The organism is Streptomyces olivaceoviridis (assembly GCF_014650115.1).
GTDB lineage: Bacteria > Actinomycetota > Actinomycetes > Streptomycetales > Streptomycetaceae > Streptomyces > Streptomyces olivaceoviridis.
This window is the reverse complement of the sequence record NZ_BMUI01000014.1, coordinates 127693-141383: the sequence shown is the minus strand read 5'-3', so window position 1 is coordinate 141383 and position 13691 is coordinate 127693. Positions and strand designations below refer to the sequence as shown.

Genomic DNA, 13691 nt, shown 5'->3' with positions numbered 1-13691 from the left:
CTACTCCAGATCCAATGTGCCGTAGACCCGGGCCCGCCGGGACACGTAGCCGAAGACCCGGTACCCCGCGAGGGCGTAAGCGGCGCTGAGCAGGAGCGTCAGGCCGAAGTAGCGCAGGTCCGGGTCCCCTTGGGCGCAGGAGACGAAGAACTCCATGGCCCAGCGGAAACTGATCAGCCAGGAGAGGAGGCGGACCGGCCGTGGAAACAGGCTGAGCGGGATCAACAGACCACTGAGGAGGTACACCGGGTACATCAACGCGCCGGAGATCTGCGAACCGTGCCGGCTCACCAGGAAGACGCAGGACAGCAGCACGCCCACCGCGGTGCCGGAGAGCAGGACGACCACCAGGCCGGCCACCACCCATACCGGCGGGCCGAGGTAGACCGGCTGGCGCAGGACGGCGAGTGTCGCGCCGACCGTGGCCAACACCGAGGCCGCCGACAGCAGGCTCGACCCGAGCGACTTGCCGATCAGTACGACCAGCGCGGACCGGAGCCCGAAGAGCCCCGGCGCCAGTACGCCCTCGACCCGCTCCAGTTGCAGGATGATGGCACCTCTCCAGACCGTATTGGTCCACAGCGCCATCAGCACGATGCCGGACACCACCCGCGCGGCCGACACCGGATCGCTGGTCGAGTTCAGGTTCACCAGCAGCAGCACCGCCGGTTGCACGACGCCGAAGACCACGGTGAACTTCCACGCTGTCGCGTAGATCAGGAACTGGTGGCGAGCCGTACTCGCGAGCGCCGCCACTGTCCCTGTGCCGCGCGTCACGCGGATCGTCCGATCACCGGGGCTTCGGCGGCGGACCCGCCGGCCAGACGGGCGAACGCCTCCTCCAAGCGCATGTCTTCGACGCGCACCTCTCGCACCGTGAGACCACCGAACAACCGGCCGATCTCGGTGAACACATCCGCGTCCCACTCCCGCAGACGCAGGGCGGCCTCCCAGTTGTCCACCTCGTGGCGCACCCTGATGTCGACGAGTGGGGACGCGGACAGGTCGGGCAGCGGTCCCTCCCCGCGGACGAGGATGGTGGCGACGTGATCGGCCAGCGAGATGAACTCGCCGAGTTCGCTCTCGTGCTGGACCGTCCCCTCCCGCAACAGAACGACCCGCTGGGCGAGACGTTCGACGTCGAGCAGGTAGTGGCTGGTGAGCAGGACCGCGACCCCCTCGCCGCGCAGTGCCAGCACGGTGTCGCGCAGGCTCTGCGCCTCGTACGGGTCGAGGCCGACGGTCGGTTCGTCGAGCATCAGCACCGAGGGACGGCCCAGCAGGCCGATCGCCAGGTGCAGCCGCTGGCGCATGCCTTTGGAGTAGGTCTCGACGCGCCGGTCGGCCACCTCCGTCAGGTGCACCTGCTCCAGCACCTCCGCGATGCGCGCGGTCAGCCCGCGTCCGCCCAGTTCGCGCAGCGTCCCGAAGTAGCGCAGGTTGTCCCGTGCGTTCAGCCTTCCGTACAGGCCGCGGTCTCCGCCGAAGGACACCCCCAGTGCTCCGCGGGCCTGGCGGGCCTGGGAAACGACTTCGAATCCCTGGATCCGGGCCGTTCCCCGGTCGGGCGTCAGCACCGTGGACAGGATCCGCAGCAGGGTGGTCTTGCCCGCGCCGTTGCCACCCAGCAAGGCCACGATCTCGCCCGGCGCCACGGTGAAGGTCACATCGCGCAGGACCGTGACCTCGGTGCCGCCACGGCCGAACGAGCGGCCGATTCCGGCGACTTCGATCGCCGGCTTCACGAGCTGACCTCCTCGTCCGGGCGCACGCGCAGGTCACGCTGGATCCGGCGGAACTCGGCGTGGTCGGCTTCCACCTGGTCCAGGTCGCGGTGTGCCAGCAGCGCCCAGCCCTGGTTCATCGTGGACATCAGCCCGGTGGATCGCTCGACGCGGTCTCCGTCACGAAGGGGCAGGTGGACGTGCCGGCAGCTGGGGAGGAACCGCACCCGGTCGAGGACGGCCGTGTTGCTCACGACACCCGACTCGCGGAAGACCAGGTAGACCCCGCGCACCCGACGCTTCAGGGTGTAGTCCGTCTGGTCGGACGTACCGCCTCGGAGGCTGTGCACGTAGCGCGAGAGCGCGCTGCCGCCGGTGGCCAGCTCGGTGGCGCCCGCCAGGCCGGCGCCCGACAATCGCGCGCCCGTCTCCATCAGGACCGGGCCGTCGTCGGTGAGCAGCACCTCGGTGTGGCAGGGGCCGAAGCGCACGCCCAGCGCGTCCAGGACGCGGCGGACGTAGGCGATCAGCGCGGGATTCTCGGGTGAGTCCGCGGGCAGGAAATCGGTGCTCTCGTAGACCGCGAAGCTGTTGCCGACCGACACCTTGTTGTACCGGCACACGTTGGTGACATCGTGACGTCCGTTCTGGGTGAAGGTGTCCACCACGTACTCGGTGCCGTGCATGCGCCGCTGTATCAGGACGGTCTGGTTGACCGCACCGAGCAGATTCCGCGCCCCCAGCAGGTTCCGGACCGCCGCCGTGAGATCGCCGCCCCTGGGCACGAGAGTGAGCCCGTCCGACAGCGAACTGCGGGCCGGCTTGACCACCAGTTCACCGGTCTCGACCGAGAGCCCTGCCGCCTCGGCCGCCTCGGCACAGCCGCGCCAGTCGTCGACCGCGACCGTGGGGATGGTCGGGATCCCGGCTGCTTTCAGGGTCCGCATCATGACGGCCTTGTCCCGGCGGGCCACGGAGCGCTCCGGGTCGTTGGCGAACCCGGGTGTGAGCCGGGCGGCGAGCGCGTCGGCGAATTCGACTCCGCACTCCGCACCGGGCAGCACGGCGACCGGGCGTATCCGGCCGATACGGTCGAGCACCTCGGCCAGGCCGAGGTCGGCCTCGGTCGTCCCGGCGTGGTCGGCCGCCGTGAAGGTGCGCGTGTACGCCGGGTCCGGACGTGGCGTGGTGAGCACCGCGTGGGTCGCGAACCCGGCTCGGCGCAGGGTGCGGCCGAGCGCGACCCCGGAGGAGTACGGGTCGACCAGGACGACGGTCCTGTCCTGCGCGTGGTCAGACGGCACGGGCTGCCTCGCGGATCCCGGCGTGCAACATGTTGACGGTGGGTGTGGTGAACACGTCGCTCATGTCGACCTGCACGCCCCAGCGTTCCTCCACCTCGACCACGAGTCGCGCCGCGGTGATGGAGTCACCTCCGGCCTCGAAGAAGTCCGTGTCCCCGGACAACTCGGGCACGCCGAAGATTTCCGCACACAGCGCGGTGAACTCGGCCAGGGTCGGCCCGTTGACCACCATGATGGATCTCCTGTCTCACTGTCTGTCTGTTCCCCGCCGTCGACACGACCGAGGTCGGCCTCCGGTCTGTCGCGGCTCAGGACCTGAGGACACTGGCCAGCGCGTCACTGGTCAGCGACGCCGTGAAGAACTCCGCCCGGTCGACGTCGATCGTCTCGTGCTTGGCTGCACAGTCGGGTTCGCACGGATGGTCGCGGGCCACCATGTGCAGTTCCTCCGGGCCGGCCGGCAGCTTGTCCGGATCGCACGCGGCGGTGAGGTGGGCGAACCAGTCGGCCTGCATTCCGGCCAGCCGGCCGGCCACCGTTCCGAAGTTGTGCGGTGGGCCGGCGTACGACTCGGCCATCGCCGCTTCCAGGTCCGGCAGCCACCGGCGGACGACGTCGCGCACAGTGTCGGCATCGGCGTCGTAGCGCGCGGCCGTCTCCGCCGGGAGCTCGATCTTGGCCAGGGCGCCCCGCAGCCGGTCGGCGACACCGCGCGCCACGGTGTGCTCCGGGTTCAGCGCCACCAGCAAGGGCGGCCGGCGGTAGCGCGCGGCCAGGTGCCGGGCGATGGCGGTCGCACCGCAGTAGGACACGATCGTGCCGACGTCCTCGTCCGCGAGCCGGTCGAACAGTTGCCCGGCGTACTCCTCGATCGCCGTCGCCCGCGGCCGGAACTCGTCGAGCAGGTACCGGGTGGCGAAGCCCAGGCTCTCCAGTCGCATCGCGCGGACGCGTCCGGACGTCCCGCTGCCCGGGAACTCCAGCACGACAGTGGTACGGACGGACTCGGCCCCGGCACGATCAGTGCTCATTCTTCTTCTCCTCAGCCGATGCGAGGTCATCGGGCATCAGGTCCAGAAGCAGCGCGTCATGCCGTCCGGCCGGGCCGGGCAGGTAGGAACGCAGCCGTCCGACCGTGCGGAAGCCGACCTTCTCGTAGCACCGCAGGGCGCGGTCGTTGTCGGCATCGGACAGGAGCGCCACCCGTGCATGGCCGGCCGCGAAGACGGCGGACGCGAAGACGGTCAGCGCCGTCGTGCCGAGACCGCGGTCGCGGTCCTCCGGCGTGGCGATCACGATCTTCGGCCGCACCGTGTCGGAATCGTCGTCGACCTCGTACTCGATGAAACCGACCGTCCGCTCGTCGTCGATGATCTGCAGACAGCGTTCGTGCTGGAAGCGGGCCAGGTCCTCGGGTCGGGGGGACTGGTCCCACCACCGTCGTACCTCGGGATCCCCGAACGCCCGCCGGAACAGCGCCAGGTCCTCGGGAACCGTCCGGCGCAGGCGGACCGGGCCCTGTGCGGCCGTGCCGTCGTCGAACAGCGCCGCTCCGGGCCGCACCAGCGCCGGGGCGCACGCCTCGATCAGCTCCTCCAGAGTGTCGAGGATCGCGGCGGCCTCCTCCACCTTGGGGTCCGGGAAGTACCGGCACGTGGGTACGTCGAGCGCGCGCTCGTCCAGGAACGGTTGCCTGCCCAGCACGATCAGCGGGCGGCCGGTGTCCAGCGCCAGCGCGATCTCGCCCAGCGTCCCGTACCGGCCCTCGAAGGCGATGACGCCGTCCCCGGCCCAGTTCAGGATGTTGCTGCGGGCCAGGTCCATCGAGGTGGGCAGCGCCCAGGTCGTGGCGGGGGTCGCGTCGTCCAGCCGGTTCCACTTGAGCAGACCGAGCGTCTGTCCGCCCTCCGCCACACAGGCGAGCTGCGCGACCTCGGCGATACCGCCTTCCCCGCCGGTGACCATGCCGTACCCGCGCCGCCCGATCTCAGCGCCCACAGCCTCGGCGAGCGCCAGTGAGGTGGTGCCGGCGTTGCCGGACCGTCCGCCCAGGACCGCGATCGCACGATTCCTCATGACGCTGCCGCCTCTCCCCTGCCGTGGTGACCGGGCGCGCTCACGTCGGCCGGATCGAGACGATTCAGCGCTGCGCGCACGTCAGCCGCCGTGACCCCGTCCCGGCACACGTCGAAACACCCCTGGTAGTAGTTGGCGCACGTACCGTTCACGCGCATGAACTCGCACTCGCGCGCGGGCTGGCTCTGTACCGCCCGGAACCGGCCCGGGACCGCCACCGGTGACCAGATCCGCGAGTCGGTGACGAGGTAGAGCCCGACTGTCGGGCAGCCGAGCGCCGCGGCCAGATGCAGCGCCAGCGAGTCGTTCGTCACCAGACGGGACAGGCCGCCGATCCAGTCCCGCAACTCCGTCGTCGTCTCCGGCAGGCACAGCGTGACCTGGTCCGGATGACGGTCGGCCAGCTCCCGGGCGATCGCCCGCTCCGCCTCGTGCGGCCCCGAGCACACCTCCACCGGGCCGATGTCATCGATCAGCTCGGACCACCGGGACGCCGGCCAGCGCTTGGACTCGATGCTGGCGCCCACGCAGATGCCGGTCAGCCCGGGTCGCGGCCTCCAGGAGGAGGCGAGCCAGGCCGCGGTGACGCCGTCGGTCGCCACCCCGTGCCGACGGAGGTGAAGCTCGCTCTGTGTGCCGAACGGCTGGAGTTTCTCCTCGGCGCTCAGCTCGTGCAGGTCCCAGCACTCGATACCGAGACCGGCGGCCGACTCCCGGAAGGCGAGGTAGTCACCGTCGTACCGCACTTCCTCGTACCGGAGATTGATGATCAGCGTGACGTCGTGCTCCTGGCAGAACTCGACGATGGCCGGCTGGTCGGCGGGGCGGAACCGCCGCCAGAGGGTGGGCAGGGTGGCGATGGGGCCGCGCAGTCCGAGCGGTTCGCGCACCCAGTCCGCCTCCAGTACCGCGTTCGGGGGTGACCAGTACCGCAGACCGGGCAGCGTCCGTTCCACCGCGGCCAGCAGCGGAGCGAGGATGATGCCGTTGCCCAGCCCGCCGTTGAGGAACAGCAGCGCGTTGCGGTGTGCGGTCGGGCGGGCGTTCATCGGCTCACCTCGGTGAACTCTCCGGCCAGCCGGGCGGCGAGCGCGAGGATGGTGAGCGCGGGATTGGCCGCGCCGGTGCGCGGGAACGTCGCCGGGCCGCACACGTACAGACCGCGTACGGCGCGCACCTGGGCGTGCTCGTCCACCAGCGCGCCCCCCAGGGGCAGCGTGCCGGCCTCGTGCTGTTCGGAGCCGAGCGGGAAGCTGTACGTCACCGGCCGGCCCGGCGTGTCCATGGCCTCCCCCGCGGCGACCCAGTCGGCGAGGTCGGTGGCGCCGAACTCCTCGAACTCGAGCGGGCGCCCGGTCGGGCCCGTCTGTTCGTCGAGCAGCCGGTGCATCCGCCGCAGTTCCTGCCGCTGGGCTGCGATCACCTCCTGGTCGGCGGCGCCGAGACGGCCGGCCACGCATGTCCGCCAGGGCAGCTCCGGTCCGGGCTCGCACCACACCTGGCCGCCCGGATCGCGCGTCTGCTCGCCCATGAGGTAGCAGTCCACGACCACGAGGCCGTGTCCGTTCCGGTGAGCGCTCAGCATGAGGTTGGAGCGCGACTCCGGGGGAGCCGCGGCGCGGAAGAGTCCACCGGTGTCGGCGAGTCCACGGATCGCGTCCGGCACGGCGGCCGGGTCGAAAGCCGTCACGAAACCCTGCGCCAGTTTGTCGACCAGGCCCGGCAGCACGGCCGGCTGGGCACCGGCCGGCGTCACCGCCTGGAGCACCAGCCGGCTGTTCTCGATCGTGCCGGCGGCGAGCACGACCCTCCGTGCCTCGATCACCGTCCGCCGGCCGTCGTTCTCGGCCACGACCCCGGACACGGCTCCGTCCGGTCCGCTGGTCACGGCGACCACCTGGTGGTCACAGAGCACGGACACGGTACCGGGCTGCTGCTCGCCGGGCCGCGGCTCCAGGGGGGACCACGCCCGCCAGCGTGGGGAGTTCTCGGCGGCGAGCACCGCCCGCGGCACCTCGGTGAACCGGCGGTCGCCGAGCTGGAACTCGCGCTCGGACGTGAGGGGGCCGCCCATCCACTTCTCCAGGTCGGCGATGACCCTGTCGTAGAGCGACGGACCGCCCTGCCAGGCATCGGTCAGCTCGGTGATGACCTCGGGCGGCCAGGAGGTCGGCTCCAGCGCCCATGGCTCGACCGGCAGCGTGACGCCACCCCAGTAGAGGGCCCGGCCGCCGAGCCGGCGGCGTAGGCCCGAAATTCCGTCGAAACCCGTTCCGGCGGCACGGTAGGGCTGACTGAAAAAGGGGTCCGACTCCGGTTCCAGCCAGAGTTGGTTGGCCTTTTTCTGGTCATTCTCCCAACGGAGGTGGTCCGGTCCGGCATCAGGACCCGCCTCGATCACCAGAACGGCTAACGGATAGGTGGCGGCTATCCGGTGCGCCAGATAAAGGCCGGCGAGTCCGCCGCCGACGACAAGGATGTCGACCGATGCCGGATGATCGCCTCTCGCAATGATGTAAGGAGTACTCATCAAACTCCTATAAATCGAGGCTAGCACCGCGGTCGATTGCCTCGTATGTCACTTCACAGTGCTGCCCGATGGGCACTTGACCAGGAACCATACACGGGGAGGGGACGTATTCATTGAACTTGAGGGCCAGGTTCCGCATGACCCTCACCCCGAATGTGCAAAACGACGCAATTCGGACCATGACGCCTTTCCCCACCCCTGCTGTAACACCGGCGCCAGACTCAGGTGAATTGGCTCGCAAATCCTATTCCCGGTGGCCAGGCCGCCTTCCTTGCTCTACGTTCGGAAAACGCCTGCTCGGGCAACGAACAGCAACCCGACCACGATCCTCGCGCCCGTGACGACAGCGTCGATCATGGTCGATCCGCGAAAGACCATGATGCGAGCGGTGCAGTGCACGGCTTCCGGACCAATCTGCTGATGTTGTGTGTCACCGAGGGAGAAACCATGGCCGCCAAACCGGCTTCTACGGACGATGGTCATCGCCATCTCAACGGCCTGGCGCAGGCGCTGGCTGGTCTCGATGTCGAACGGATCACGCGCTGGGGCAGTGAACTCGCCGACCGGCTCAGCGCCGGACGGACCCTGCTCGTCGCGGGCAACGGCGGTTCCGCGGCCGAGGCCCAGCACCTCACCGCCGAACTCGTCGGGCGGTACAAGCGCGAACGGCGGGGGGTCGCGGCGATCGCCCTGCACGCCGACTCGTCGACCGTGACGGCGGTGGCCAACGACTACGGCTACGAGCAGGTGTTCGCGCGCCAGGTGGAGGCGCACGCGCAGCCCGGCGATGTCCTCCTGCTGCTGTCCACGTCGGGCCGCAGCGCGAACCTGTTGCGCGCCGCCGAAGCGGCCCGTGCCGCCGGAGTGACCACGTGGGCCCTCACCGGCCCCGGTCCCAGTCCGCTGACCGAACTCGCCGATGACGCGGTGACGATCGACGCGGCCACCACCGCCAATGTCCAGGAGTGCCACCTCGTGGTGGCGCATCTGCTCGCGGCGGCGGTCGAGGAACACCTGGTCGAACAGCAGGCGGTGGACACGCCGGCGGTGCCCGCCGTTCCGGAACCGCCCGCGCTGCCGGCCCCGGTGGACGGTCCGACGGCGGCATTGCCCGCCCGGCGGACCGGCACCGCGAAGCGTCTGCGGGTCGTGGTGGTCGGCGACACCCTGCTCGACCGGGACAGCACCGGCTCGGTCAGCCGGCTCTCCCCGGAGGCCCCGGTCCCGGTCCTCGCCGACCTCGATGTCGCCGAGCGGCCAGGCGGCGCCGGTCTCGCCGCGGCCCTCTCGGCGACCGGCGGCGTCGACGTGACGCTGGTGACCGCGTTGTCGCAGGACGTGTCAGGCGCTGTGCTCCGCTCGCTGTTCGACGACGCCGGCGTCCGGGTCGTCGATCTCGGCCTCAGCGGACCCACACCGGTCAAGTCCCGCATCCGCACGCACGACCGGACCCTGCTGATGCTCGACGAGGCCGGCCCGGCCGGCGAGATCCTCTCGAACAACCTGGAGGACGTCGCCGACGCGCTCGCCACGGCCGACGGCATCCTCGTGTCGGACTACGGTCGAGGGGTGGCCGCGCTGCCCGGGGTTCGCCGGCTGCTGGCCGAATCGACCGGCCGGGTACCGACCGTGTGGGACCCGCATCCGCTGGGCGCGAGGGCCGTGCCCGGCGTCCGGCTGGTCACCCCCAACAGCCGTGAAGCGGCAGGGCTCACCGGTCGGCAGAGCGTCGCCGGCCGGGACGATCTGACCGTCGACATCGCGGCGGCGCGGGACCTGCTCGACCAGTGGCGGGTCGAGCAGGTGGTGGTGACGCGGGGCATGCGGGGCGCGGTCCTGATGCAGCGCGGTGCGCACACACCGCTCGTGGTCAACAGCCGGCGCGTCATAGGTCATGACGCCTGCGGCGCGGGTGACCGGTTCGCGGCGACCACCACCATTCAGCTGGCCGGTGGCGCCACACCGGCAGCGGCGGTGGCGGCGGCGACCGAGGCGGCCACCGCCTACGTCGAGAACGGGGGCCCCCGGTACGTCAGCGATCGTCCGGAGCGGAACCGCTCGGGAGCGGATGACGACGCGCTGCTCCTGGCCCGCCAGGTGCGGGCCGCCGGCGGTACGGTGGTGGCGGTCGGCGGCTGCTTCGATCTCCTGCATCGCGGCCACGCCGCGATGCTCGAAGAGGCGCGTCAGCTGGGAGACTGCCTGATCGCCTGCATCAACGACGACGAATCGGTGGCCCGGCTCAAGGGCCCTGACCGGCCCGTGCTGTCCGCGGCCGACCGGGCCGCGATGCTGCGCTCGCTGCGCTCGGTCGACGCGGTGCTGGTCTTCGGCGAGGACACCCCCGAAGCCGCACTCCAGTCACTGCGGCCGGACATCTTCGTCAAGGGGGGCGACTACCACGCGACGGAGTTGCCCGAGTCCGAGACGGTCCGCGCCTGGGGCGGGCACGTGGTCACCGTGCCCTTCGTGGACGGCTACTCCACCACCTCGCTACTGGACAAGCTGATCCCGGAACTTCCCGACTCGGAGTCCCCCCGGCCCTGGAAGTCGTTGATCTCGATCCAGTGGCCGTCGGGTTCGAGCAGGAACGCCACTGCCTCCCCGCCGGTGCGGCGTGGCTCCTCGGCGATCTGATCCCCGAGGACCCGGGCATGCGCCACCGCTGCGGGCACACGAGTCCGACGCCCGGCGCACACCGGCGCCGGCTGGACGATCAACCGGTACAGAGCACCATCTCCCTTTGTCCCACGACGCCCGGCCGTCCGCTCGACGATGTCGTCACCCGACGACACCGGGAGGTTCACGAGTGACGGGCTCGTGCGACGCGGGGAGAAGCCGACGCATGGAAAGAGAACTCGTGTACGACGGAAATGGTCGGGAAGGGGCGACCGACTCCCCGCGCACCAGTCGGCCGTCGCAAGCCGACACGACGATGCTGCTGCCACCGCGCCTTGAGGAACACGCCTACCAGGTGTACGACTGGGTCCTGGAGAACGGGGAGGTCGACTACGCGGCCATGGTCCCCGCCCTCGGCCTCGGCCCCGGCGAGCTGCGGAACGCCGTGGAGACGCTGGTGGACTGGCGGCTGCTGCGCGAACTTCCCGACCGGAGCGCGATCGTCGCCGCCCGGCCCGATGCGGCACTCGCCGAGGCGATGGTGCCCTTGGAGAACGCCATCACCCGGTACCGGCTGGAGGTCAGCCGGACGCGTGACGAGTTCGACAGGCTGATGTCCATCTACCTCGTCGCGGGCGACCACAGCGCCACCGAACCGCTCACCTGCGCCGACGACCTCCACGACGCGCTGAGCGGCCTCGCCGGTTCGTGTACGCGCGAGGTGCTGGTCGCCAACCCCGGCAAGGACGCCGTGCCCAGAGCACTCCGGCAGGCGTTATGGGGCGAGATGGGACCACGTGCCGAGGTGTGCGACGGGGTACGGGTCCGGGTGATGTACCAGCATTCGTCACGGCGCGATGCCACCACCAGAGCTCATACCTCGGCGGCCCGCCGGGCAGCCGCCGAGGTGCGCACCGTCGGCGAACTGCACGACCGGATCGTCGTGTTCGACCGGCAGGTCGCGGTGCTCATCGGCGACGGTGTGCAGGGCGGCGTCGTCATCCGGGAGGCGTCCGTGGTCGACTTCCTGGCGCGGGTGTTCGACCGGTCCTGGGAGCAGGGCCTGGACTTCGCGGGCGAGGCGGGGAGACAGCACGAGGTCCGCGAGCTGGCCGACAGCGTGCAACAGGACATCGTCAGACTGCTGGTCCAGGGCATGCGGGACGAGGAGATCGCCCGGCGGCTGGACATCTCGGTGCGCACCTGCCGCAGGCACATCGCGAAGGTCATGGAACGACTGAGGTCGGAAAGTCGTTTCCAGGCCGGCTACTTGCTGCGCAAGCGGGGTTGGGAATTCCTGATCAACAGCTCCGACGACCGTGCCGGAGACGCCGGGTGACGGGTATCCACCGCAGGACACGCTCGGCCCAGGAGATACGGGCGGTGCGGCCGTCGGCGCCCACTCAGCCGAGGAGTGGGCAGGCCGACGGTGACGTGCTTCGGGGCGGCTGTCGTCCCGCCGGCCGTGGTGGCGGCCGAGCGGGTCAGCCGCATGCCGTCGGCGTCGGTGGCGTGTGCTCCACCCGCGCAGCGGGGCATGTGGCGACAGAGCTCACGGTGGCCAGTGCCGCGTACGACGGAGGGGCGCCGATCAGCCGCCGACCTCCAGGACCACATGACTCTTACCGGGATGGCGTAGCGCGGTCAGGCCCACGTCGGCCAGATGTCGCGCATACCGCTCCTCAAGGCTGGAGTGGACGACGGCGAGCAGCCGCCGGCCCGCGGACGCGCGGCGTGCCAGCCCGCGCATGAGAGCGGTGGTCCTGGCCACGTCGATGTGCGTGGGCACATTGCACACCGTCAGCGCGGTGTCCTCGATCTCCGTCGGGTCCGTGCTGCACACCACCTCCAGCGGCACGCCGTTGGCCTCGGCGTTGCGGCCGGCCAACCACAGTGCCACGCTGTCCACATCGGTGGCCACGGCCCGATCGGCCACCCCGGCGCGCACCAGACCGAGGGCGAGCGGACCGTAACCGACACCGACATCGGCGATGGTGGACACGTGGGGCTGCCGCAGTGCCACATCGAGCAGATGAGCCGTGCCCTCGTCGATGTGGCCCGGCGAGAAGACGCCGTAGTCGGCGGCGAACGTCAGTGCGTGGCCGTCCATCAGCGCGGTGAAGGTACGCGGCTGGGGCGGCGTGACCTCAGTGGGCGGACGGCCCGCGATCCGGTACAGCTTGCCCGCGCGGGAGCGGCTGACGTCCCGCCAGCCGAGGTCCGTGAGCAACGCGGGTAAAGAACCGGCGCCCTGCTGCTTCGTCAGGAACCAGGCCGCCGTGCCGTCGTCGGTGACCAGATGCCGCGCCACCAGCCAACTCAGCGCGGTGACGAGCGCCTTGCCCCGGTAGGTGGGCAGATGAACGTCGACGAGCGGCGCGCGGGGAAGATCGTCACGGACCATGGCCTCGTGAAGCCCGAGCACGACGGCACCACCGCGGCGCGCCCCCTCCGACAGACCGTCGGCGGTCAGGGCCACGACACCGTCGCCGGCCGAGACGGCGGCGTCTGACGGATCGCCAACCGCCCATCGTGACAGGGACGTCAGGGACTGCGCGGTGCGTTGCTGTTGCGTTCGCATGACCAACGTATTCTAGCCTCGATCCTCGCTTCGCGTGTGGCCGGCCGAGCCGAGCAGGCGGAGCGAAGCACGTGATCCGCGTGCCGTCGGCAGCTGTGATCTTCAACTGGGCGCCGGGACGCGGTCGTTCCTTCGGCAGCCGGGTGCCATGAGTGATCGGCGGCGCCGTCCGCCCAGCCGGATTCCCGTGGGGACTTGGTCCGATCACCCGGCTCAACTTCTCTGCGTGCCATGATCGATGCATGTCTCACTACTTCACAACTCCCGACGACAAGGGCATCGGCAAGACGTCGTCCGTGCCGCTGCGTCTGCCGTACGGGCCCGTGGAGGAGGTGCAACTCCTCACCGCGCCCGGCGTCTTCTCGGCCTCGCGCGTCGACCCCGGTACGTCCGTCCTGCTCCGCGCGCTGCCCCAGCCGCCTGCGCGGGGGACGTCCCTCGACATCGGGTGCGGCTACGGCCCGCTCACCGTCGCCGTCGCCGGGGCCTCACCCGATTCGACGCATTGGGCCATCGACATCAACGACCACGCGCTGGAGCTCTGCCGCCGGAACGCCGAGCGGCTCGGCCTGCGCGGGGTACGCTGCGCCCGCCCGGAACACGTCCCCGACGACGTGCGCTTCGACTTCATCGTCTCCAATCCGGCCATCCGCATCGGCAAGCCGCAGCTCCACGCCATGTTGCGACACTGGCTGGATCGGCTGGTACCGGGCGGCAAGGCGTACCTCGTGGTGCACAAGCACCTGGGCGCCGACTCACTCCAGCGCTGGCTCAGCGAGCAGGGGTGGCCCACCGAGCGGTACGCCTCGCAGAAGGGCTTCCGCATCCTGTGCTGCACCACCGCGTAGGACGGCTGA

Annotated in this window: 12 protein-coding genes; 3 read left to right on the top strand and 9 right to left on the bottom strand. The window is 70.5% G+C overall.

The window, feature by feature from the left end; genetic code table 11:
• The 8 genes from IE273_RS25325 to IE273_RS25290 form a co-directional block, all read right to left on the bottom strand.
• The gene (locus tag IE273_RS25325; RefSeq protein ID WP_189817469.1) at window positions 1-777 is read right to left on the bottom strand and encodes an ABC transporter permease; all 777 of its coding nucleotides are present in this window, start codon (window positions 775-777) and stop codon (window positions 1-3) included.
• Window positions 774-1745: an ABC transporter ATP-binding protein gene (locus IE273_RS25320; protein ID WP_229887505.1), complete on the bottom strand. Its 972-nt coding sequence runs from the start codon at window positions 1743-1745 to the stop codon at window positions 774-776. Before IE273_RS25320 ends, IE273_RS25325 begins: the two co-directional genes overlap by 4 nt.
• Window positions 1742-3028: an ATP-grasp domain-containing protein gene (locus tag IE273_RS25315; RefSeq protein ID WP_189817468.1), complete on the bottom strand. Its 1287-nt coding sequence runs from the start codon at window positions 3026-3028 to the stop codon at window positions 1742-1744. Before IE273_RS25315 ends, IE273_RS25320 begins: the two co-directional genes overlap by 4 nt.
• Window positions 3018-3260 carry an acyl carrier protein gene (locus tag IE273_RS25310; protein ID WP_189817467.1) on the bottom strand — a complete coding sequence of 81 codons (243 nt, stop codon included), beginning with the start codon at window positions 3258-3260 and terminating at the stop codon, window positions 3018-3020. The genes IE273_RS25315 and IE273_RS25310 overlap by 11 nt, the downstream gene beginning before the upstream one ends.
• A 76-nt stretch (window positions 3261-3336) precedes the next feature.
• Complete coding sequence (locus IE273_RS25305; RefSeq protein ID WP_189817466.1) at window positions 3337-4059, bottom strand: hypothetical protein; 723 nt, start codon at window positions 4057-4059, stop codon at window positions 3337-3339.
• A complete protein-coding gene (locus tag IE273_RS25300; RefSeq protein ID WP_189817465.1) occupies window positions 4049-5104 on the bottom strand; it encodes a GNAT family N-acetyltransferase in 1056 nt (351 codons plus the stop codon). The genes IE273_RS25305 and IE273_RS25300 overlap by 11 nt, the downstream gene beginning before the upstream one ends.
• The gene (locus tag IE273_RS25295) at window positions 5101-6153 is read right to left on the bottom strand and encodes a glycosyltransferase family 9 protein (RefSeq protein ID WP_189817464.1); all 1053 of its coding nucleotides are present in this window, start codon (window positions 6151-6153) and stop codon (window positions 5101-5103) included. Before IE273_RS25295 ends, IE273_RS25300 begins: the two co-directional genes overlap by 4 nt.
• Window positions 6150-7634, bottom strand: a complete 1485-nt coding sequence (locus tag IE273_RS25290; RefSeq protein WP_189817463.1) for a GMC oxidoreductase — start codon at window positions 7632-7634, stop codon at window positions 6150-6152. The genes IE273_RS25295 and IE273_RS25290 overlap by 4 nt, the downstream gene beginning before the upstream one ends.
• A gap of 447 nt (window positions 7635-8081) precedes the next feature.
• Between IE273_RS25290 and IE273_RS25285 the strand changes: the two genes are divergently transcribed.
• Both IE273_RS25285 and IE273_RS25280 read left to right on the top strand, forming a co-directional pair.
• Entirely contained in the window at window positions 8082-10271 is a 2190-nt protein-coding gene (locus IE273_RS25285; protein ID WP_189817462.1) for a PfkB family carbohydrate kinase, read from the top strand.
• Window positions 10272-10479: 208 nt separating this feature from the next.
• Complete coding sequence (locus IE273_RS25280; RefSeq protein ID WP_189817461.1) at window positions 10480-11592, top strand: helix-turn-helix transcriptional regulator; 1113 nt, start codon at window positions 10480-10482, stop codon at window positions 11590-11592.
• A 252-nt stretch (window positions 11593-11844) separates the two neighbouring features.
• On the opposite strand, the gene IE273_RS25275 is transcribed toward IE273_RS25280, so the two are convergent.
• A complete protein-coding gene (locus tag IE273_RS25275; RefSeq protein WP_229887503.1) occupies window positions 11845-12834 on the bottom strand; it encodes a methyltransferase in 990 nt (329 codons plus the stop codon).
• Between the two features lie 242 nt (window positions 12835-13076).
• Here IE273_RS25275 and IE273_RS25270 point away from each other — a divergent pair, with 242 nt between their 5' ends.
• Window positions 13077-13682: a class I SAM-dependent methyltransferase gene (locus tag IE273_RS25270; protein ID WP_189817459.1), complete on the top strand. Its 606-nt coding sequence runs from the start codon at window positions 13077-13079 to the stop codon at window positions 13680-13682.
• The last annotated feature ends 9 nt before the right edge of the window (window positions 13683-13691 follow it).

Coding starts and splice junctions, on each gene's coding strand:
- IE273_RS25310 (WP_189817467.1), bottom strand. CDS start 3,260: ATGGTGGTCAACGGGCCGACCCTGGCCGAGTTCACCGCGCTGTGTGCG.
- IE273_RS25305 (WP_189817466.1), bottom strand. CDS start 4,059: ATGAGCACTGATCGTGCCGGGGCCGAGTCCGTCCGTACCACTGTCGTG.
- IE273_RS25300 (WP_189817465.1), bottom strand. CDS start 5,104: ATGAGGAATCGTGCGATCGCGGTCCTGGGCGGACGGTCCGGCAACGCC.
- IE273_RS25295 (WP_189817464.1), bottom strand. CDS start 6,153: ATGAACGCCCGCCCGACCGCACACCGCAACGCGCTGCTGTTCCTCAAC.
- IE273_RS25290 (WP_189817463.1), bottom strand. CDS start 7,634: ATGAGTACTCCTTACATCATTGCGAGAGGCGATCATCCGGCATCGGTC.
- IE273_RS25285 (WP_189817462.1), top strand. CDS start 8,082: ATGGCCGCCAAACCGGCTTCTACGGACGATGGTCATCGCCATCTCAAC.
- IE273_RS25280 (WP_189817461.1), top strand. CDS start 10,480: ATGGAAAGAGAACTCGTGTACGACGGAAATGGTCGGGAAGGGGCGACC.
- IE273_RS25275 (WP_229887503.1), bottom strand. CDS start 12,834: ATGCGAACGCAACAGCAACGCACCGCGCAGTCCCTGACGTCCCTGTCA.
- IE273_RS25270 (WP_189817459.1), top strand. CDS start 13,077: ATGTCTCACTACTTCACAACTCCCGACGACAAGGGCATCGGCAAGACG.